This is a genomic window from Novosphingobium sp. BL-S-32, assembly GCF_056857055.1.
Genome location: NZ_CM166477.1, coordinates 1,488,329 through 1,508,163 on the forward strand (window position 1 = coordinate 1,488,329; position 19,835 = coordinate 1,508,163).

Genomic DNA, 19,835 nt, shown 5'->3' on the forward strand with positions numbered 1-19,835 from the left:
GATGGACCCGCACATGCCGATCAAAACGTCGCGTCGACGCCCAGTCTCACGGAGCGCGGGCGCATCGGCGTCTGTTGCAACCCGTCGGCCACGGTGAAAGGATTGCCGAAAGCGAACGTATTGCCCCGCTGGTCGAGCGCATTGTCGATATCCAGCGAGAGCCCCCAGCGCCCGAACCCGAGCCGCGCGCCCATCGAAAGATCGTAGTAACGGCCCTGCCCCAATGCGAAGGGCGCCACGATGGCCAGCTTCGAATGCCCGACGTAGCGCAGGGCGGCGTCTGCGGTCAGGTTCGCCCAGCCGAAACCATGGGTATACTTGACCGCCGTCCGCCAGCCTTCGTCGGCAATGTTGGGCAGGTCGCGGTCATCGACATTATCGAACCCCGGCGCCGGATCGGACAAGTTGCTCGAATTGAGGAAGCCCGCAGCCTCGAAAGACAGCGCGTCGACCGGGTGCCATGCGAGTGACAGCGCGACATTGCGCACCCGTCCCGAACCGATATTGGCAATATAGGGCAGCCCGTCGACGCCGACGAGATCCGCCTGAATATCCCGCCAGCGCGCCACGGACGCGGCCAGACTGCCGGACAGACGCGCGCCCTTTTCCATGCCGAAGCGCAGGCCCACTTCCATCGTCTCGATACGGTCGGACACGAAGCGGTCGGCGCTGGGATCGGTGGCCGAACCGGTGACTTGCAGGCCGCCCGGCCGGTAGCCCTGCTGATAGCGCCCGTAGAGCAGCAGTCCCGCCCGGGCCTTCCACGCCAGCGCCGCCGAGGGCAGGAATCGCTTCTGGCGCCGCAGCGGCTCGTAATCGATATCATCGGGGTTACTGTTGTCGCTGCCCATGAACTCGCTGGTCTGGCGCACGTAGCTGTACCGGCCGCCCAGCGTAAGCTGGAAGGTACGGCCAAGCGGCACGCCGACCTCCCCGAACACGGCGGCGTCCAGAGTGACATTCGAGACGCTGGACAACGGTGCCGGCACATCGGGCGCGCCAAGGCTGCGGGCGGCGTGGTCGGTGTTGTGGAGCAGGCTGACACCCGCCAGCCATGTGCCGCGCGTGCCCCATTGCCCGCTCAGGCGCGTCTCGTGCGAGAACAGCCGGACGCCGATGTCCTCCTCGTACTTGCGGATCTCCTCGGGATCGACCGTCGCGTCGAACACGGTATCGATGCTCTGGCGGGCATAGCCCGTCGCCGAAACGAGCTGCATCCGCTCCCAGTCGCGCGAGACGGTGAGCCCGACGAGACGGTAGTCGTTGTCGAAAGGCTGGGCGATGTAGGACGAGCGGGTCAGATCTGGCTCGCCGCGCAGGGTATATTGGCCGTCGCGCGAATTGAGGTTCTGCCCCACCAGCGTGAGGTCTGCTGTCCACGCCGCATCCGGCTGCCAGCGCAGCGTTGCGCGAAGGCCGGTGCTGCTGTTGCGGTTGATGTCGCTGAGGCCGCGCCGGGCATCGTCGATATAACCGCCGTCCACGGTGCGGTAGACCACGGTCCGCAAGGCCAGCTTCCGCGCCACGATCGGCACGTTGGCGACCAGTGCACCATCGCCGCCCGGTTCGCCTTTCTGCGTGAAGCGCAGGCCGAAGGCCCCTTCGGCGCTCCACCCGTTCGGATCGGGCGGCGTCGGCACCAGCCGGATGATCCCGCCCAGCGTTCCGGCGCCGTAGAGCGTGCCTTGCGGCCCTTCGAGCACTTCCACCCGCGTAATATCGTGCAGCGCAAGGTCCGGGTCCGGGGCGCTGTAGATTAGCCGCAAGTCGCCGAGGTACTGGCTGATCGTTGCCTGACTGGTGCCGTTGAAGCTGCTGTCGGCAATGCCGCGAATGAAGATCTTGTTCCGCCCGGGACCCAGGTTGGTGGAGGAAAGCTCCGGAAGCTTGCCGAGAATGTAGCCAGTGCCCTGCCCTCCGGCCCGCGCGAGTTCCTCGCGCGTGGGTTCGACGACGGCAACGCTGGCAGGATAATCGGCAAGGCCGATACGCTGCTTGGTCGCCGTGACGACGATGTCCGGGCCCGAAGTTTCCAGCACCGGTCGGGGGTGCGGAGGAACGACCGGCACGCGATCCGGCGCGCGGGCGGCATGCGGCGCAGGTGGACGCCGGACCAGACGCACTGTCCGGGCATCGATGAACACCGCGTCATAGCCGCTGCCCGCAAGGAGCCGCCGCAGCGCGTCCGCTGCCTCGTAACGCCCCGAAAGACCGCGCGTGCGCAGGCTGTCGAGCTTCGGATCGCCCAGCACGATCGAAATCCCGCCCTGCTGCGCCAGCGTGATCAGGCCATCGGAAAGTCGTCCCGCTGGCACCGAGAAGGCGCGGATTTCCCCGGCCAGAGCCGGGGTGATGCAGACAGTATTGATGGCGACCGCAAAGAGCGCGGGAACAAACCAGTCATCGTGTAATCGACCACCCATCGGCTGTTTCGGTCACCTTCGCGCCAATCAGGAGTTCGACACGCCGGCGTAGCGATGCATTGTCGCCATCCAACTGTATCACACCTGTAAAACTGGCATGCGATAGTTCCGGACCCAGTTCGATGGCAATCCCCCGTGCCCGGGTAATGTCACCCACAACTTCGACAAGCGGCGCCTCGCGGTAGACCAGCTTGCCGCGTGTCCAGCTGCCGATATCGGCGGGCGCGCGGGTGCCTTCGACCAGCCGGTCCCCGCTGGCATCCAGCGTATCGCCCGCATTGAGGCGCAGCCGGGTTACCCCGTCCTCGAAGCGTACCGCGCCTTCCGCCACTTCGACCTGCAAGCCGCGCCCGCTCGACCGGACATTGAACACAGTGCCGACATCGACGATCCTCTGCGCGCCCACCGTCAATGCGAAGGGGCTGCCCGCGTCGTGCCGGATCGAGAACTGCGCCTCGCCAGACTTGAGTTCGGCCACGCGCGGATCGGACTTGCTGAGGACCAGCTCCGTACCGCCGTTGAGCGCGATCCGGCTGCCGTCGGACAGCGCCAACGTCCGCGATTCTCCGGGGGCGGTGCTGACGGTATATTCCTGCCCCATACGGCCCATCACGGCCCAACTGCCGACCGCGACAAGGGCAAAGGAGGCCGCCATGGCCGGCCACATCCAGCGCCGCCGACCTGCCGTTCCGCGTCCCGCCGCGACAGCCGCCACGGGAAGCTCCCCGGCTTCCGCCGGTTCCTGCCGGGCCAGCACGACGGCGGGTTCCAGCGCATGATCGGCATCGCAGATCGCCTCGTAAGCGTCGTTATGGCGCTCGTCAGCCTCCAGCCAGTGGGTGAATTCGTTCCACTCCTCCTCGCTCGCATCGGCGAGGCGCAAGTGCCAGGCAATCGCCTGCGACTGAATGTCGTGCTCAGCGGGACGAGCCATCGAACCCTCCTGTCATTCCGGTAGGCCCTGTCATCCCCGTAGATGGGGGCGTGTCCTCAAGCCGGTTTCGAATTTCGAGCACCGCGCGATAGGCGCGCTGCAAGTGCTTTTCCACCGCGCTCAGGCTGATGCCCTGTTCGATGGCGATATCCTTCTGCGAAGCGCCCTCTACCCGGAACTGGCGGAAAATATGGGCCGTGCGTTCCGGCAACTCGGCCAGTCTCGCCTCGACACGGGCAAGCTGGTCGCGCGCGACCAACGCGGTTTCTGGATCGGGCGCCGCATCGGCCTGTTCCTCGGCGGCATCCCCCCGCCCATGAGTCCCCGTGCTGGTCCGGGCATCGGGCCGCACTTCGATCCAGCCGGCGTCGCGGGCCTGACGGCGCGTTTCGGTCCGGCGGCGGGTATGCGCCATGTTGTTGACCATCTGGTAGAGATAGGCACGCGGCGAGCGGACCGGGCCGGTCACGCTGGTCTCAAGGCGGATGAACAGGTCTTGCAGCACGTCCTCGGCATCGGCCTCGCTGACACGGCGCGCCAGCAGAAACCGGCGCAGTTCCCCCCGCATCGCCAGACTGAGCTGCCGCAGACCGCCCTCGGCAGGCACTTCCTGCCCCAGCGACGTCATAGCCCGTCCTCCTTGCGCAATCGCACTCTCCTCGATCAGGTAAAGCAGATGTTCGGATGATCTTCCAGCGGCGGTCATGGCGCCCTCAAAAACGTGTCGTCAGCAGCAGGCTGACATCGCTGGCATGGCGCAGGCCGGTGCCGATGCCGCTGCCGCGGTTGCCGGAATGGCCGTCCAGCCCCAGCCAAGTGCGCGGCTCTCCCGCCGCGTCTCCATGGTCGAGCGCGAAGCGCCACGCCGCATGGAGGCCATTGGCGGCGACCGGTTCGCCATTGGTCAGGCGCAGCAGGTCACTCTCCATCGAGTGGCCGCCCCAGCCGCCCTGCTGGTAGACGCCGGCCGAAAGCGACCAGTCGCGCGCGTGCTCCCACGCCAGTTCGGCACCGACATAACTGGCGCGCGTTTTGGCCGGGAGCATCACCGCATCGGCGGCACGGCGACTGACCCTTCCGGCAATCGCGGTGAAGCGCACCAGATCCTCGCCGCCCAGCGCGTGCCAGGCATTCACCGACATGTGCTTGCCGCGAAAGCGGGCGCTGTCCCTATCGACCGCGCGCTCGACCGGATCGAGCGATTTGACCGCCAGAAAATCCATGCTCCATCCCGCATCGCCGGAATCGCGCTCGAAATGCACGGCCTTTGCCTGATCGGCTCCGGCCCGGTCCGACAGCGACCATTCGACCAGCTGCGGCAGGTAGTCGGCCCCCGCCGATCCTCGCAGCTTCTCGCCCTGCGCCTGAACATTCACGGGCGCTATCGCCAGCAAAGTGAAGGCCACACCTGTCACCATGGATCGGCTCATTTCGTCCAACTCCATTCCCCATCCCGAGTTCGGGACATCGGCAAGACTCCGGCCGAGCGGCAGACCCGCACACGAATTTCCGCAGTGCGGGTCAGGCCACGGGGCGGCGTCTAAGCGGCATCCTGTTTCGGAGTGTCTTCTCCTCATGATCCGACTTGGCCTGAACCGAATTGGCGTTTGCGCCGTTGCCATGGTGGCAGCTCTGGCCGCCGCCAGTTTCGCCCGCCCCCTGCCCGCCGCCGTGCCGGATTTCGGCTTTGCGCCAATCTCGACCGCGCCCACGGGCAGCCTTACAGTGATGACCTACAACGTGGAGGGTCTGCCCTTCCCTGTCGCGTTCGGACGGGCTTCCGAGCTTGCCAAAATCGGCGGGCGACTGGCGGACCTGAGACGCCATGGCAGCCAGCCCCATGTCGTGGCATTGCAGGAAGCCTTCATTCCCGAAGCCAAGGCCATCGCGGCCGAGGCGGGCTACCGCTACGTGGCGACCGGCCCGCAGCAAGCCGAAGCATCGAACCTTCCGGCAGGATCGCAAACCGACCCTTCACTTACCGCGCTGATCCGGCAGACCTCCCGGAGCAAGGGCGAAGCGGACGGCAAATGGGTCGATAGCGGGCTCGTCATCATGTCCGACTATCCGATCGTGGCGACGCGCCGCATGGCCTATCCGAAGGACATCTGCGCCGGATATGACTGTCTGGCCGCCAAGGGCGTGCTGCTCGCCTGGATCCGGGTTCCCGGACAAGGCCAACCGATCGCCATTGCCGACACCCACCTCAATTCCCGCGCCGCGTCGGGCGTGCCGATTGCGCGGGCCAACGCCGCCTATCGGGCCCAGTTGGCGCAAGCGCGCGCGTTCATCGGCGCCAATGTGCCGTCCCAGACCAGTCTTGTCTTCGCGGGCGACTTCAATGTCGGCCACGACCCGATGCGCGTGGCCGCCGCCGATGCCGCCATGGGCTCGGCACTGGAGACCACCGAGGCTTCCAGACAGTTTGCCGGCGCTCCGAACGCCGATCTGGCCGCCGTGGTGAAGCGCGCGAAAGACAAGCAATATTTCCGCCCTGGCTTCGGCCAGGTGCTGCACTTCACCGGAGCACATGTGCCCTTCGGCAAGACGAACGGCGGCGACACGCTCTCCGACCACTTCGGTTACGTCGTGACATATTCGCTGCGATAGGCAGCGCCTCAACCCGGTGAGGACGAGGCGTCCGTCGCTTCCGGCGGCGCCGGGTCGGGATGCGTCACCAGCCGGGCCAGCTTGGGCAGAAGCCGCTGCTCGAAGCCGTCGATGATCTCGTAGATCACCGGCACCAGCACCAGCGAGAGCATCGTTGAGGTCAGAATGCCACCGATCACCGCGATGGCCATGGGCTGCCGGGATTCAGAACCCTCGCTGATCGCAAATGCTGTGGGCAGCATGCCCGCGATCATCGCCACCGAGGTCATGATGATCGGCCGGGTTCGCTGCGCACAGGCTTCCTTCAGTGCCTCGCGCACCGGCGCACCGGCCCGCTCCGCCTCGATGGCGAATTCCACCAGCAGGATCGAGTTCTTGGCGCAGAGGCCCATGAGCATGAGCAGGCCGATCAGCACCGGCATGTCGATCGCAAAGCCCAGCAGGCGCAGCGCGGCGAAAGCTCCGAGCAGGCTGAGCGGCAGCGCGCCCATGATGACCGCAGGCTTGAAGAAGCCCCGGAACAGCAGGACCAGCACGGTATAAGTCAGCCCGACCCCGGCAAACAGCGCCAGCACGAAGCCGACGAACATCTCCTCCATGATCTGGGTCGTGCCCTGCTGCGCCTCATGCACGCCGGCGGGCAGGTGCTGCATCGTCGGCAGGGTCCGCACGGACTGCATGGCCGATCCGATCGCCTCGCCCACGGCAAGGTCCGCCTCCACGCTGACGCGGCGCTCGCGGTTGTAGCGCACGATCTTGCCGGGACCGGCGTGGAAATGGATATCGGCGACGCTGGACAGCGGCGTCGTGTTGCCGTCACGCGTGGGCACACGCAGGCCGGAGATCGCCGAAAGGTCGTTCCGCGCGCTTTCGGGCAGGCGTACGCGGATCGGCAGGCGCTGCTCGCCTTCGGAGAACTTCGCGACCGAGGCGTCGATGTCGCCGATAGTGGCTATGCGAACGACATTGGCGAGCGTCACGGTATCGACGTTGAGCCGCGCGGCTTCTTCGGGACGCGGAGTAATCACCAGTTCGGGGCCCGGCGCCGAGGGGCTCGGGCGGGGATCAGCGATTGCCTTCAGGCGGCGCATCTCACGCAGAAGCTGCATCTGCGTGCGTTCGAGCGTCGGCCCGTCGGCACCGGCGATCACCACCGAAACGGCTGCCTGTCCGAAGTTGCCCTGATTGTAGAACCGCGCCTCGGGAATAGCGCGCAGTTTCGGGCCGATTCGGGCCTGGAACTGCTCTGAGGTCTCGTCTCGGTCGTGGCGCAGCAGCACCGTCAGCGTGCCGTCCTTGAGGTCCGTGCCGCCGCTGTTCAGCCCGCCGCCCGTCGAGCCGACTTGCGCGAAGACATCCTCGACATCGGACTCGTGCATCAGGATCCGCGTCGCCTGTTCGACCGCGCGGTTCATGTCGTCCCGCGTGGCGCCGGGCGCGCCTTCCACAGCGAGGTAGATGTAATTGCGGTTCTGCGTCGCCTGGAAACCGATCTGGAGTGTCGAGGCAATCACCAGTGCCAGCACCAGCAGCCCCATGCCGATGGCGGTGCAGATCCGGGGCCGGGCCAGCGCCCAGTCGAGCGCCCGCGCGTGCCATGGATGAAGCCGCGCCCCGGCGACAGTCGAGGTGCGCAAGTGGTGGGGCTTGAGGAAATAGGCGGCCATCAGCGGCGTCAGCAGCCGCGCCACCACCAGCGAGAACGTGACCGCCGCCGCCACGGTAAGACCGAATTCGCGAAAGAACTGCCCCGCCTGTCCGGGCATTAGCGAGACCGGCGCGAAGACCGCGATGATCGTCGCCGTAGTGGCAATCACCGCAAGCCCGATGGAATCGGCACCGATCAGCGCGGCCTGATAGGGGCTTTCGCCCTTCTCGATGCGTTTCTCGATGTTCTCGATCTCGACGATGGCGTCGTCGACCAGAATGCCGATCACCAGTGTCAGCGCCAGCAGGGTGATGCCGTTCAGGCTGAACCCCATCGCCGCCATGTAGATGAACGTCGGGATCAGCGAGAGCGGCATAGCTACCGCCGCAATCGCCGTCGCCCGCCAGTCGCGCAGGAACAGGAACACGACGACGATCGCGAGGATCACGCCCTCGATCAGCACGTCCACCGTGGCCATGAAGCTGCGGCGGGTGAGATCCGCCGTCGAGACGATCTTGTCGAACGTCACGCCGGGATGCTTCGCGGAGAGGCCGGCGATGGCCTTCGCCACGCCGTCCGATACGGTCACGTCGCTCGCATCGCTGGTCTTGGACACCTGGATCGCCACCACTGGCCGTCCGGAGAGACGCGCGAAGCCGCGAACTTCGCCCTGCCCGTCACCCACTTCGGCAATGTCGGAGAGACGCACGTAGCGTCCCTGCACCGGGATCGTCAGCTCGCGGATGCGGGCCACGTCGGCGGCCGAGCCGATCACGCGCACCGTCTGCTCGACCGCGCCGATATTGGCCCGGCCGCCCGGCGCGTCGGTGTGGAAGGCGGCCAGCGCGGAATTGACCTGCGCGCTTGTCACGCCCAGCCCGGCCATGCGCTCGGGATCGAGGATCACCGTGATTTCGCGCTCGGCACCGCCTATGCGCGAGACTTGCCCGACGCCACGCTCGGCCTGAAGCGTGCGCGTCACTTCGTTGTCGATGAACCACGCCAGCTGCGTGTCGCTCATTTCCGGCGCAGTAACCGCGTATGTGACGATCGGCGCGCTGTCGAGGTCGATGCGCTGCACGGTCGGGGGATCGATACCCTGCGGCAGTTCCACGCGGGTCCGCTCCACTACCGTGCGGACATCGTCAGTGGCCTTCTGGATATCGCTGCCCAGCTCGAATTCGAGCGAGGTCGTCGATGCGCCCAGCGTCACTGTCGAACTGATGTTCTTGATCCCCGGCACGCCGGTCAGCGCGTTCTCGATCGGGCGGGTGATCTGGTTTTCCATCTCGGTCGGTGCCGCCCCGCTCTGGGTGACGGTGACCGTGACGATGGGCAGGTTGACGTTGGGGAACTGCTTCACCGGCATCCGCATGTAGGCGACCACGCCCGACACGGTAAGCAGTATGAACAGTAGCGCGACGGGGATCGGATTACGGATCGCCCAAGCGGAAATACGCAAGTTCACTTGGCGGCTCCCGCGATACGAACCTTATCGCCGTCCAGCGTGAAGGCCGCGCCCCGGACCGCGACGCGGCTTCCCGCAGGCGGTCCGTCACGCAGCTCCACCAGGCCATCGGCATGACGCCCGGTGCGGACCTTGAGGCGATGGACGTGGTCGTCGCGGTCGATAATCATGACGTTGGCGCCATCGGCATCGTAGCGCACCGCTGCCTCGGGCAGCGCCAGCACTTCCGCCTCGCGCGAGAACGTGGCCCGGGCAAAGCCGCCCTGACGCAGTTCACGGTCCACCGGCAATGCGATGCGGGCGATGACGACTCCGGTATTGCTGTCCACGCGTTCGCCGATCAGGCGCACATGGCCGTTGAGCGTGCGCCCCGATGCCAGTGTGACCTGTACCGGATCGCCAATCTTGATGCCGGCAGCGTCCACTTCAGGCAGTTCGGCGTAAAGCTCCAGCAGGCTGTCGCGTGCCATCGTGAACATCGCCGTGCCTGTGCTCGACGTTTCGCCGGGACGCGCCGTGCGTTCGAGCACAAGCCCATCGGCTGGTGCCCGGATCGAGAGGTGATTCTGCCGCACCAGCAGGTCGTTGAGCTGGGCCTTGGTGGCCGCCTCGGCCGCGGCGGCATTGCGCTGCGCAAACTTGCGGGTGGCGATCGCCTCGGCGGAGAGGACGCCCTGCCCTTCCAGGCCGTCTACCCGGCCCGCCTGTTCGCGCGCCTGCTCATAGGCGACCTGCTGCTGCGCAAGGCTCGCGCGGAGCTGCCCGATCTGCGAGACCAGCAGACTGTCGTCGAGTTGTGCCAGCACTTGCCCAGCGCGGACGACGGCCCCTTCCTCGACGAAGACGCTGGCGATCCTGAAGCCAGAGAGATCGGCGGACACCGCCATCTCCTCACGCGGGACGAAGCGGCCGGAAGCGGTCAGGCCGCCGCTCATCGCCCGCTGCGTGACCGTGGCCACTGTCACTGCCTGCGGCGGCATGACTTCCTTGCGAGCGGCATCGTGCCCTTTGCAACCGGCCAGAAAAGTCAACGCGGCAAGCACGGAAACGGCGACAGTGGAGCGGAAAACGGGCAACTTCATCATTGCGCTCCTTGCGCGGTCTGTATCTGCACCTGATTCTGGGCATCCCAGCCTCCGCCCAGCGCGCGCACGGTCGAAACCGTCCCGGTCAGCAGCGCCAGCCGCCCCTGATCGCGTGCGGCGCGGGCCTGAAGCCAGGTCTGCTCAACCTGCAAAACGGTGGTGAGATCGGTGAGGCCCGCGCGATAACCGCGCAGCGCGCTGTCATAGGCCAAGCGCGAGCGAGCTTCGGCACGTTCCAGATCGGCCATGCGGTTGCGGTTCGCGGCCAACCGGACGAGTGCGTTTTCGGCCTCGCCATAAGCGTTCTGCACGGTCTGTTCGTAGGAAACGACAGCTTGCTGCCCCTGCGCCTCGCTCACCCGCAGCTGCGCCATGAGCCGAGTGCGATCGAGCAGCGGAACGGTCAGCCCCGCCGCCAGCGACCACAAGGCACTGGCACCGCCCGCCGGCCCGGTCGTCGCAGACAGGGCAAGGCCCGGCTGGATGTCGAAACGGGGGAACAGCGCGAGCCGGTTCACCTGCACGCCCAGCACCGCCGATTCCACGGCGAGGCCCGCCGACAAAACATCGGGCCGCCGCGCGAGAAGCAATCCCGGCGTCACGGCGGGCAGCACCGGTGCGTCGTCCATCCGCGCCTCGATGGGAAGGCTTTCGGTCGGCGCGTTCGGCGTGCCGACGAGGATCAGCAGCGAGCGCTTGGACGCCTGCAATTCGCCCTCAAGCCTCGTCACTTCGGCAGCGGCACTGGCAAGATCGGCGTCGAGCCGTGCCGCGTCTTGCCCCGAAGTCAGTCCGTGCGCTTCGCCGAGTTGGGCACTCTTGGCCAGATCGGTCGCGATCTTGAGGCGTTCGCGAGCGGTTCCAAGATCGATCGCCGTGCCGCGCGCCTGAAAAAGCGCGGCCGCCACGTCCGCTGCCAAGGCAAGCCGCACGCCGTGCCAGTCGAGCGTGGAGGACGCATATTGCACATCCGCCTGCTCACGGATCGCGGAGAGGCGGCCGAACAGGTCAACCTCCCAACTCGGGTAGAATGTAACCTGATAGCTGTCGTCGCCGGGCACGTTTGCCCCCTGCCCCGAGATCCGGCGCGTCCCCTGCTCGGTGGCGGTGGCGGAAAGGCTGCCGGTCGGCAAAGTGCTGGCGCGGTTGACCGAGCGGGTCGCCCGCGCCTCGGACAGGCGAGCGTAGGCCAGTCTCGCCGTGGTACTGCGGGCCAGCGCGGTGTCGATCAGCCCGGCAAGCTGAGGATCGCGGAAGCTCTCCCACCAGCGGTCGAGCGAGGCTTCGGGCAGCGTCCCGGCCGGCGCCGCATTCGCTTCGAAGGCGGGGGGCAGCGCCGTGTCGGCCTGCGGAAGGTGGACTTGCGGCGCGCAGCCGCAGAGCAGCACCGCGATGGCAGAGACCGAGAGCCTCGCCGCCCGTTCCGCCCCGTTTCGGAGATTCGCCCGCATTCCTTGAACCTTGCGCCCACGATGTTGCTCAATGGGCTGCGGGTAGCAGCGCGAATTTAAATATACAATGATGTTTCTTTAATCCTTGGCCACCGATCGCGGATGCGGCTATGACAGCCATCGACGAACGCCGGAGGGGGCAGCAGCGACAATGGAAGAATCCGTTCAGGAAGCCCGCAGCAAGGGCAGGCCCAGTCTGGAGGAAGCTGCCTCGATAGACCGCGCGATCCGCGACGCCGCGCTCCACGAACTGCTGGAAAAGGGTGAGGCTGCTTCGCTGAATGCCGTTGCCAAGGCTGCGGGACTGTCACGCAAGACCGTCTATGCACGGTACTCCAACAAGACCGATCTCTTCGTCGATGCCGTGCGTGAAGTGCTGGGCAATGCCGGGCCGATCACGTTCGACTTGTCCGGTTCGCTGGAGCAGCGCCTGAGCAGCTATGTGCTGGAAGCGCTGGCAGTCCTTGCGCGCCCCCACGCCCAGGCGTTCCGCAAGGCGCTGTCAATGAACCCCGGCTCGATGGCGGAACTGCGCGAGGAACTGATCGAGGCGTCCCACGCGATGTTCCACGCCCCACTGAGCGCGATGCTGGCCGACGCACAGGCACGCGGCGAGCTGGCCGACAATACGGACCGCGAGGAATGCGCCCGGCTCATCATGGTGATGACTCTGCTGGGCACTGAGATCCGTGCCGATCCGTCCGAAGATGCGCGCGACAATGCCCGCCACGCCCGTTTCCTCGCAGCGCTGATCGTCAACGGGATCGGCAGGCCAGCGGCACCGCAATAGCTGGAAAGCCTCAACCTCCGCGATTCTGGCCCGTCGCCGAACCTTTCATTCCGGCCGCCATCGCCATCAACGCGTCTCGCCGGGGCATCGACAGCAGCTTGTCGAACGTCGCGCGATAATGCTCGCTGCTGATGAACGTGGGCCCGTTGCGGATATTGTCGAGCGCAAGTTCGGCAACATCCTCGGCCTTCATCACGTTGCGCAGAGTCGCAGGATCGACACCCGCGCGCGCCGCCGCTTCCGATTCCGTGGCACCGGGGCACACCGTCAGCACGTCGACCCCGTCCGGCTGCAATTCCGCCCACAACGCCTCGCCCAGCGATTTCACCAAGGCCTTGGTCGCGGAATAGGCGGCTGAATAGGGGCACCCGATCAGGCCCTCGACCGAACTGGTGAGAATGACGCCTCCCCTGCCCCGCTCCCGCAGCCGGGGCGCGAAGCCGCGCGTCAGTTGCATCGGCACATTGCAGTTGACCTGCAACATCTCGGCCATCGCCAGCGGATCGTTGTCGGCGTGATCGCCCTTCATTCCAAAGCCCGCGTTGCTGACGACAAGCCCCACGTCGAGCGCCGCCGTGGCCGAAAGCATCCGTTCGGCGGCGTCAGGTCGCGCAAGGTCGACCGGGCAGACTTCCACACCCACGCCATGGTCACGCGCCAAACGGCCCGCGAGTTCCTGCAAGCGCTCGACACGCCGCGCCACCAGCACAAGGTCCAGCCCCCGCGCCGCCAATGCCTCCGCAAAAGCCGCGCCGATGCCCGAAGATGCCCCGGTGACCAGCGCGACAGGACCGTAGCGCTCCTTGAAATCAGGCATTCGCAGTGCTCTCCCCATGTACTTCAGCCAAAAGGCGGCGCGCGGCCTCCACGCATTTGGACAGCCGCGCATGCGGACCGACCCCCACTTCCGCCTCGCTACGCAAGGGCAGCTCCAGCGCATAGACCCGGTCGTGCGGCAACGCCGCGACGATCTCGCGAAGGCCGAGTTCACCCTCACCCGGAGCCACCCGTTCGAACATCGATTCCTCGAAATAGCTTTCAAAGCGCGGTTCCAGCGGGGCATCGCAGAACTGGATGTAGCCGATCAGATCTGGATCCAGCGCCGCGAGGTCGGCCGCCCCGGCCCCGGATCGGACGAGGTGCATCGTATCGACCAGCAGTCGGAAATCCGCCCGCCCGACATGGCGCAGCGCATCCAGCGCGGTGGGCAGGTCCGCGACCGACAGCGACGGCGCGAACTCGACCGTCGTCTCCATCCCGCGCGCCGCGACCATCTCCGCAAGGATGCCGAACTGATCGAAACTGCGGGCAAGGTCCGGATCGAGGCTGACCGTATTGATCCGCTCGGCGCCCAGTTCGGCCATCACATCAAGGTCGCCGGCCAGATCGCGCACGTCGCTGCCCGCGCGGACATTCATGCCCTCGCCCAGCGAAATGGTGATGCCCCGCTCCTGCATCGCCGCAATCGTCGCCCGCCGCAGCGCCGCGTCATCGCGCAGGGAGAACGGCGCATAACCGTGGGGATTGTACCCCGCCGCGGTCAGCCCGGTCGAGATGTGCCGGCAGCCCAGATCGGCGGCCAGGTGGACGAATTCGACCGGGGGCAGACCGAACACGCTGATCATTTCGATACCCAGCCGGGCCATGGGCGTTCTCCCTGCCGTCAGATCGTTCGCGGATCGACGACGGTCCGCACCGGCGCGACGGGCCCGGACATATCGCCCACCGCTTTCGCAACGCCCGAGAGTCCGATGCGGGCTCCCAGCCACGGCGTCACGTCGATGCGCCCATCGGCAATCGCACGCATGGCCAGTTCCATGTCCTGCGGTTCCTCGCCGCCGGCGAACTGGATATTGAGCCGCTTGTTCTGCGCGGCGAACACCAGCAGATGCTCCTGCTCCATGCAATATCCGCCCATGACGATCCGCCCTTCGAAAGGCGCCGCCTCGATGATGCGCTGGAGCATGCCGGGCTGGCCGACATTCTCGTAGATCAGGTTGACCTTGCGTCCGCCAAAGGCGGGCAGCGGCGCATAGGGATCGATTTCGCGAGGATCGACGGCGATATCGGCGCCCATCGCTATCGCCTGCTTGCGACGCTCCTCATGGAAATCGGCGGCAACAATCGGCGCAACACCCATCATCCTGAGCCCCGCGATCACGCCGAGGCCGATCGCCCCGCAGCCGAGGACCAGCGCGGCATCGTTCTTGTCCGGACGCCCGCGACGGGCATGTTCCAACCCCACCGCCAGCGGCTCGATCATCGCGGCATGATCGTCGTCCATGTCGGACGGCACTTCCATCATGATGTCCTCGTCAAGGAGCATCAGCTCTCCCCAACCGCCGGGGCAGTCGTGACTGAAGCCGATCACAGCATGGGCGCCGTCCTGCCGCATGATCGGCACCGATGTCACCTTGCGTCCCGGCTTCACCGTGCGCTTGCTGCCCGGACCGTAATCGAGAACCTCGCCGACATATTCATGGCCGGGCACGAACGGGAGCGCAAAATCGAGCGCCGCATAAGGCCCGCCGAGCCGCCGCGACAGATCGATGATATTCTGCCCGGCGTGGAGGAAGTGCGCTTCCGATGCACACATGCCGCAGCTGTGCGTCCTGACCAGCGCCTGCCCCTTGCCGGGGGTCGGGTCGGCCATTTCGCCGACCAGCACCTTGCCGTTTTCGATATAGGCTGCCTTCATGTCCTGTCTCCGTAATTCGTCTGTCCTGCGGTCAAAACCGCGTAGGATGGGTCGTCCATGTCCCTCCTGCCGCGATCGTGCGCCTTCATCGGGGTGACTTCGCGGATTTCGTCCATGTCAGTGACGGTGATGCGATGGTCGATCGCCCAGCGGCCTTCCCGCCGCGACCAGCGGTCGACGTAGCGGCTGAGCACGGTCATTTGCAGCAGCTTGCCGCCGCGCTCCATCCGCAGGGTTGCTGTGACATAGGCCTCGCTCGCCGCTTGCGCACCGTCCAGTTCAATGACGATGTTCGTCACCTGATGCGAGTGGGTCAGCAGCCCGCCGTGCTGCTTGCAGACGTGGTCCACGAAGTCCCGCCCGAGCCCCTGGAACACGGCCTCTCCATAGTCGGCGGTTCCGTCTGCGTGCCAGACTGCATAGCCCAGTTCATGGTCGATCCGGTCCATTGCCCGGCAATAGCGATAGATCTGATCGGTGATCGCCTGCCGCGCGGCGAGATCCTCGACGAGAGCTGCGGAATTCATTTGCACGTCCTCCATCACGAACGGCCGAAAAGCTGGCTGGTAACCTTGTCGATCATGACAACCCTTTCGCGCCTTTGCGCCGCGGACGTGGCCGACATGCCGCTCTCGTCATCCTCCTCGCCCCAGTTGCAGATCGGGCCATGCGGCAATCGCTCAAGGCCCAGACGGGCGACATCGTTCGGCGATGCGATATCGTCCGGAACAGGCATGCCCTGCTGGGCGAGAACGCGGCGGAATTCGGGCGTATCGGTCCGGCTCATCACCAAAGTGAGGACATCCACACCGTGAGGCCGCAATTCGGCCCAGAGCCCTTCGGCGAAGCACAGGGTGAAGGCCTTGCTGCCGGAATAGGTCCCCATGGCGGTAGAACCGCCGTAACAGGCACCCGAATTGACCAGCAGCACACCGCCCCGGCCGCGCGCCTTCATCGGCCCGGCCAAATGATAGCTGCATTTCATCATTGTGGTGACGTTGCGCTCGACCAGATCGACCCATGCCGAGAGGTCCTGTTCCAGAAAGCGGGCCGCGTTCGGATCGGAGCCGGCATTGCTGACGAACAACCCGACCTCGCGATCGCCAACTGCAGTCATCATCCGGTCGCAGGCGTCGGGCTTGGCAAGATCGATCGCGGCTATGACCGTCTCAATGCCATATTGCCGCGTCAGGTCATCCGCGAGTTCTTCGAGCGGCGCTTCCCGACGCGCGATCAGCAGGCAATGGATGCCCTTGCTTGCAAGCAGATGGGCAAAAGCCTTGCCTGTCCCTTCCGATGCACCGGAAATGACGGCCCAAGGGCCATAGCGTTCCTTGCTGTCCATGCGTTCTCACCTCTCCTGAGGCGAGTTCTAGGCAGCCCGATCGGAATGCCGATACTATAATATGCGTCAAATCATTATAACCATCCGGCATAGTAAGGTCGGACTGCCCGACTGTCGTTCGGGCAAGGTCCGTGCTCGCCCCCATCAATGCCATCGCTCACGCAAGCTGACCCCGTGATGGCCGTGCGCGCTTTCGCGGCCTAAAGATCGTAATGACTTGCGCACTGGATACGATGCGATCTCGGCACAAATAGATTGGAATTTTCAATGTTGCTCTTGGTTTACAGGCAGGCTGCCAAGAGAATTTACCAGAAATAAAGAGAACTATTTGCCGCTTGCCAAGGGACCGATTTTATACAACTATTTCTTTTGGCAATGCGTCGCTTAGGGCTGCTTTCACCCTTGGTCGCGACTGTCCGGGAGAGCAGGATGAACTCCGACTTCACCATTCTTGCCGCCTGGCAGGCGGCTCCCGCGCCGTCTCCAGCCGGTGCAGAAGAAGTCGAAGGATCGGCTTTCCGTCCCAATGCAGTAGCCGATCCACTTCATCGGCAGTTTTCAAAGAACGCGCTCGCCTCCCAAATCCGTACGGCCATGCAACGTCGAACGTCTCTCGCCCCCTGAAGCAGCTTTTTACCGGATACTGCCGCGACCCATCGAAATTCCACGCCGGGAGACGTAGATGCCGAGCCAGGATAACAAGATCTCGCTGTTTTCGCTCACCTCGATGGTGGTGGGTTCGATGATCGGGGCGGGGATCTTCAATCTGCCGGCGCGGTTCGGTTCGGCGACGGGGCCGTTCGGGGCGATCATCGCCTGGCTCATCGCCGGCACCGGCATGTACGCGCTGGCCCGGGTCTTCCAGGCGCTCGCCGCGCGCAAGCCCGATATCGATGCTGGCGTCTTCGCTTATGCCAAGGCCGGCTTCGGGGACTACATGGGGTTCCTTTCCGCCTTCGGGTACTGGCTCGGCTCCATTCTCGGCAACGTGTTCTACTGGGTCCTGATCGGCGCGACGCTCGGCAAGTTCTTCCCGGTGTTCGGAGACGGCAGTTCGGCGGTGGCCATCGGCGTCTCGCTGGTCGGCATCTGGGCCTTCCACTTCATGATCCTGCGCGGGATCGAGCAGGCCACTTTCATCAACTTCGTCGTCACCATCGCCAAGATCGTGCCGATCCTGGCGGCGCTGCTGCTGATGCTGCTGGCGTTCCACTGGGACACGTTCGCTGCCAACTTCTGGGGCGGCGAAGGCATGCCAGAGAAGACGCTGGTGGCGCAGGTGCGCGATACCATGCTCATCACCGTCTTCGTGTTCCTCGGCATCGAGGGCGCCAGCGTCTATTCGCGCTTTGCCCGCACCCGCGCCGATGTCGGCACCGCCACGATCCTGGGCTTCGTGGGGGTGACCGGGCTGATGGTCGCGGTCACGCTGCTGCCTTATGCGGTGATGCCGCAGGCGGCGGTGGCCGGGCTGCGCCAGCCCTCGCTCGCCAGCGCGCTGGCGGAAGTGGTGGGCCCGTGGGGCAGCGTGTTCATCTCGGTGGGCGTGCTGGTCTCGGTGCTGGGCGCCTATCTCGCCTGGTCGCTGATCTGCGCCGAAGTGCTGTTCGCCGCCGCCAAGTCGCGCGACATGCCCCGGCTGTTTTCCGAAGAGAACCGCAACCGCGTGCCCGCCAATGCGCTGTGGCTGTCCAACATCGTCGTCTCGCTCTTCGTCATCTCGACTTACTGGTCGCAGGATGCCTTCAACCTGATGCTGGACCTCACCAGCGTCAGCGCGCTGCTGCCTTACCTGCTGGTGGCGGGCTACGGCGTTCTGATCGCCCGCCGCCGCGAGGGGTATGGCGCCGATGGCAGTGAGGCCGGACGCGACCAGTTCATCGCCTGGGTGGCGGCGTTCTATTCGGTCGTGATGTTCGTGGCGGCGGGGCTGGAGCATGTCATGCTCGTGGCGATCCTGCTGATCCCGGGCACCCTGATCCTCTACGTCTGGGCCCGGCGCGAACAGGGCGTGCGGCTGTTCAAGCCGGTCGAGCTGGTGATCTTCCTGGTGGTGCTGGTCGGAGGGCTGGTCGGCCTTGCCGGGCTGCTCACCGGCCGCATCGTTCCGTGATCCGATCCAACAGGAGCCTCCCCCCATGTCTACTGACACTCCCTATGGCGTTCACTCCGAAGTCGGCAAGCTGCGCAAGGTCATGGTCTGCGCGCCGGGCCGCGCGCACCAGCGGCTGACCCCGTCCAACTGCGACGACCTGCTGTTCGATGACGTGCTCTGGGTGGACGCGGCCAAGCGCGACCACCTCGATTTCCAGCAGAAGATGCGCGACCGCGGCGTCGATGTGGTGGAGATGCACGACCTGCTGACCACCACCGTCGGCATCCCCGAGGCGCGCAAGTGGATCCTCGACCACCGCGTCACCGAGAACGAGGTCGGGCTCGGCCTGCTGACCGATGTGCGCAGCTATCTCGAAGGCCTGCCCCACCGCGAACTGGCCGAGATCCTGATCGGCGGCCTGTCGGTGGAGGAGTTCCCCGAAAGCCACTCCAGCGCGCTGATGGCGCTGATCCGCGAGACGCCGGGGATTACCCAGTACCTCATCACCCCCCTGCCCAACACGCTCTACACGCGCGACACCACCTGCTGGATCTACGGCGGCTGCACGGTCAACCCGCTCTACTGGCCCGCGCGCAAGGACGAGACCTTGCTGACCACGGCGATCTACAAGTTCCACCCCGACTTCGCGGGCAAGACCAAGATCTGGCACGGCAATCCCGAAGAGGATCACGGCCTGGCCACGATCGAGGGCGGCGATGTGATGCCGGCGGGCAACCGCACGCTGCTGATCGGCATGTCCGAGCGCACCTCGCGCCAGGGCATCGCGCTGCTCGCGCGCTCGCTGTTCCAGCAGGACGTGGTGGACCAGATCCTGGTGGCGGGCATGCCCCGGCTGCGCGCGGCGATGCACCTCGACACGATCTTCACCTTTGCCGACCGCGACTGCGTGCTGATCTATCCCGACATCGTCGACACCATCACCCCTTACATGATCCGCCCCGGTGCCAACGGCGGCTTCGACGTGCGGCGCGAGGAAGGCGGCTGGGTGGCGGCAGTCGCCCGCGCGCTCAAGGTCGACAACATGCGCGTGGTGGAGACCGGCGGCACCCACTACATGCGCGAGCGCACGCAGTGGGATTCGGGCGCGAACCTCGTCTGCGTCTCGCCCGGCGTGGTGCTCGCCTATGACCGCAACGTCTATACCAACACCCTGCTGCGCAAGGCCGGGATCGAGGTCATCACCATCTCCGGCGCCGAACTCGGACGCGGACGGGGCGGCGGGCATTGCATGACGTGCCCCATCATTCGCGATGCCGCTGAGTAACGG

The 19,835-nt window shown here is 65.8% G+C and carries 17 protein-coding genes; 5 read left to right on the forward strand and 12 right to left on the reverse strand.

The annotated features are described in order from the left end of the window. Positions 1–20: 20 nt before the first annotated feature. From AC1VVK_RS23115 to AC1VVK_RS23130, 4 genes are read right to left on the reverse strand one after another with little or no spacing between them, the layout of a single operon-like run. Positions 21–2,423 (reverse strand): TonB-dependent receptor, encoded by a 2,403-nt coding sequence (locus AC1VVK_RS23115; protein WP_482905512.1) that lies wholly within the window; start codon positions 2,421–2,423, stop codon positions 21–23. Beyond that, the gene (locus AC1VVK_RS23120) at positions 2,401–3,357 is read right to left on the reverse strand and encodes a FecR family protein (RefSeq protein ID WP_482905513.1); all 957 of its coding nucleotides are present in this window, start codon (positions 3,355–3,357) and stop codon (positions 2,401–2,403) included. The genes AC1VVK_RS23115 and AC1VVK_RS23120 overlap by 23 nt, the downstream gene beginning before the upstream one ends. Beyond that, the gene (locus AC1VVK_RS23125; RefSeq protein ID WP_482905514.1) at positions 3,341–4,063 is read right to left on the reverse strand and encodes an RNA polymerase sigma factor; all 723 of its coding nucleotides are present in this window, start codon (positions 4,061–4,063) and stop codon (positions 3,341–3,343) included. Before AC1VVK_RS23125 ends, AC1VVK_RS23120 begins: the two co-directional genes overlap by 17 nt. A gap of 7 nt (positions 4,064–4,070) precedes the next feature. Beyond that, positions 4,071–4,787, reverse strand: a complete 717-nt coding sequence (locus AC1VVK_RS23130; protein WP_482905515.1) for a hypothetical protein — start codon at positions 4,785–4,787, stop codon at positions 4,071–4,073. Positions 4,788–4,932: 145 nt separating this feature from the next. Here AC1VVK_RS23130 and AC1VVK_RS23135 point away from each other — a divergent pair, with 145 nt between their 5' ends. Further along, on the forward strand, positions 4,933–5,967 hold the full coding sequence (locus AC1VVK_RS23135) for an endonuclease/exonuclease/phosphatase family protein (protein WP_482905516.1): 1,035 nt from the start codon (positions 4,933–4,935) through the stop codon (positions 5,965–5,967). Positions 5,968–5,975: 8 nt separating this feature from the next. Here AC1VVK_RS23135 and AC1VVK_RS23140 read toward each other — a convergent pair whose 3' ends face one another. Genes AC1VVK_RS23140 through AC1VVK_RS23150 form a run of 3 tightly spaced genes read right to left on the reverse strand, consistent with a single transcriptional unit; the run spans position 5,976 to position 11,619 of the window. Beyond that, positions 5,976–9,083, reverse strand: coding sequence for an efflux RND transporter permease subunit (locus tag AC1VVK_RS23140; protein WP_482905517.1), 3,108 nt, complete (start codon positions 9,081–9,083; stop codon positions 5,976–5,978). Then, entirely contained in the window at positions 9,080–10,165 is a 1,086-nt protein-coding gene (locus tag AC1VVK_RS23145) for an efflux RND transporter periplasmic adaptor subunit (RefSeq protein WP_482905518.1), read from the reverse strand. The genes AC1VVK_RS23140 and AC1VVK_RS23145 overlap by 4 nt, the downstream gene beginning before the upstream one ends. Beyond that, on the reverse strand, positions 10,165–11,619 hold the full coding sequence (locus tag AC1VVK_RS23150; protein ID WP_482905519.1) for an efflux transporter outer membrane subunit: 1,455 nt from the start codon (positions 11,617–11,619) through the stop codon (positions 10,165–10,167). Before AC1VVK_RS23150 ends, AC1VVK_RS23145 begins: the two co-directional genes overlap by 1 nt. A gap of 151 nt (positions 11,620–11,770) precedes the next feature. Here AC1VVK_RS23150 and AC1VVK_RS23155 point away from each other — a divergent pair, with 151 nt between their 5' ends. Then, complete coding sequence (locus tag AC1VVK_RS23155) at positions 11,771–12,409, forward strand: TetR/AcrR family transcriptional regulator (protein ID WP_482905520.1); 639 nt, start codon at positions 11,771–11,773, stop codon at positions 12,407–12,409. Between the two features lie 10 nt (positions 12,410–12,419). Here the strand turns inward: AC1VVK_RS23155 and AC1VVK_RS23160 are convergent, their stop codons facing one another. The 5 genes from AC1VVK_RS23160 to AC1VVK_RS23180 are packed head-to-tail and all read right to left on the reverse strand — an operon-like array spanning position 12,420 to position 16,452. After that, on the reverse strand, positions 12,420–13,226 hold the full coding sequence (locus AC1VVK_RS23160) for an SDR family NAD(P)-dependent oxidoreductase (RefSeq protein ID WP_482905521.1): 807 nt from the start codon (positions 13,224–13,226) through the stop codon (positions 12,420–12,422). Further along, the gene (locus tag AC1VVK_RS23165) at positions 13,219–14,055 is read right to left on the reverse strand and encodes a sugar phosphate isomerase/epimerase family protein (RefSeq protein WP_482905522.1); all 837 of its coding nucleotides are present in this window, start codon (positions 14,053–14,055) and stop codon (positions 13,219–13,221) included. Before AC1VVK_RS23165 ends, AC1VVK_RS23160 begins: the two co-directional genes overlap by 8 nt. A gap of 17 nt (positions 14,056–14,072) precedes the next feature. Next, positions 14,073–15,107, reverse strand: coding sequence for a zinc-binding dehydrogenase (locus tag AC1VVK_RS23170; RefSeq protein ID WP_482905523.1), 1,035 nt, complete (start codon positions 15,105–15,107; stop codon positions 14,073–14,075). After that, complete coding sequence (locus tag AC1VVK_RS23175; protein WP_482905524.1) at positions 15,104–15,634, reverse strand: nuclear transport factor 2 family protein; 531 nt, start codon at positions 15,632–15,634, stop codon at positions 15,104–15,106. The genes AC1VVK_RS23170 and AC1VVK_RS23175 overlap by 4 nt, the downstream gene beginning before the upstream one ends. A 14-nt stretch (positions 15,635–15,648) precedes the next feature. Then, the gene (locus AC1VVK_RS23180; RefSeq protein ID WP_482905525.1) at positions 15,649–16,452 is read right to left on the reverse strand and encodes an SDR family NAD(P)-dependent oxidoreductase; all 804 of its coding nucleotides are present in this window, start codon (positions 16,450–16,452) and stop codon (positions 15,649–15,651) included. A gap of 429 nt (positions 16,453–16,881) precedes the next feature. Between AC1VVK_RS23180 and AC1VVK_RS23185 the strand changes: the two genes are divergently transcribed. The 3 genes from AC1VVK_RS23185 to AC1VVK_RS23195 are packed head-to-tail and all read left to right on the forward strand — an operon-like array spanning position 16,882 to position 19,832. Then, on the forward strand, positions 16,882–17,076 hold the full coding sequence (locus AC1VVK_RS23185; protein ID WP_482905526.1) for a hypothetical protein: 195 nt from the start codon (positions 16,882–16,884) through the stop codon (positions 17,074–17,076). Between the two features lie 58 nt (positions 17,077–17,134). Continuing rightward, the gene (locus AC1VVK_RS23190; RefSeq protein WP_482903582.1) at positions 17,135–18,565 is read left to right on the forward strand and encodes a basic amino acid/polyamine antiporter; all 1,431 of its coding nucleotides are present in this window, start codon (positions 17,135–17,137) and stop codon (positions 18,563–18,565) included. A 25-nt stretch (positions 18,566–18,590) separates the two neighbouring features. Further along, a complete protein-coding gene (locus tag AC1VVK_RS23195) occupies positions 18,591–19,832 on the forward strand; it encodes an arginine deiminase (protein ID WP_482905527.1) in 1,242 nt (413 codons plus the stop codon). The last annotated feature ends 3 nt before the right edge of the window (positions 19,833–19,835 follow it).

Bases quoted from the DNA above. Each gene is read 5' to 3' on its own strand.
- AC1VVK_RS23135 (WP_482905516.1), top strand. From the start codon at position 4,933: ATGATCCGACTTGGCCTGAACCGAATTGGCGTTTGCGCCGTTGCCATG.
- AC1VVK_RS23155 (WP_482905520.1), top strand. From the start codon at position 11,771: ATGGAAGAATCCGTTCAGGAAGCCCGCAGCAAGGGCAGGCCCAGTCTG.
- AC1VVK_RS23180 (WP_482905525.1), bottom strand. From the start codon at position 16,452: ATGGACAGCAAGGAACGCTATGGCCCTTGGGCCGTCATTTCCGGTGCA.
- AC1VVK_RS23160 (WP_482905521.1), bottom strand. From the start codon at position 13,226: ATGCCTGATTTCAAGGAGCGCTACGGTCCTGTCGCGCTGGTCACCGGG.
- AC1VVK_RS23150 (WP_482905519.1), bottom strand. From the start codon at position 11,619: ATGCGGGCGAATCTCCGAAACGGGGCGGAACGGGCGGCGAGGCTCTCG.
- AC1VVK_RS23175 (WP_482905524.1), bottom strand. From the start codon at position 15,634: ATGAATTCCGCAGCTCTCGTCGAGGATCTCGCCGCGCGGCAGGCGATC.
- AC1VVK_RS23195 (WP_482905527.1), top strand. From the start codon at position 18,591: ATGTCTACTGACACTCCCTATGGCGTTCACTCCGAAGTCGGCAAGCTG.
- AC1VVK_RS23130 (WP_482905515.1), bottom strand. From the start codon at position 4,787: ATGAGCCGATCCATGGTGACAGGTGTGGCCTTCACTTTGCTGGCGATA.
- AC1VVK_RS23125 (WP_482905514.1), bottom strand. From the start codon at position 4,063: ATGACCGCCGCTGGAAGATCATCCGAACATCTGCTTTACCTGATCGAG.
- AC1VVK_RS23170 (WP_482905523.1), bottom strand. From the start codon at position 15,107: ATGAAGGCAGCCTATATCGAAAACGGCAAGGTGCTGGTCGGCGAAATG.
- AC1VVK_RS23120 (WP_482905513.1), bottom strand. From the start codon at position 3,357: ATGGCTCGTCCCGCTGAGCACGACATTCAGTCGCAGGCGATTGCCTGG.
- AC1VVK_RS23165 (WP_482905522.1), bottom strand. From the start codon at position 14,055: ATGGCCCGGCTGGGTATCGAAATGATCAGCGTGTTCGGTCTGCCCCCG.
- AC1VVK_RS23190 (WP_482903582.1), top strand. From the start codon at position 17,135: ATGCCGAGCCAGGATAACAAGATCTCGCTGTTTTCGCTCACCTCGATG.
- AC1VVK_RS23115 (WP_482905512.1), bottom strand. From the start codon at position 2,423: ATGGGTGGTCGATTACACGATGACTGGTTTGTTCCCGCGCTCTTTGCG.
- AC1VVK_RS23185 (WP_482905526.1), top strand. From the start codon at position 16,882: ATGAACTCCGACTTCACCATTCTTGCCGCCTGGCAGGCGGCTCCCGCG.
- AC1VVK_RS23145 (WP_482905518.1), bottom strand. From the start codon at position 10,165: ATGAAGTTGCCCGTTTTCCGCTCCACTGTCGCCGTTTCCGTGCTTGCC.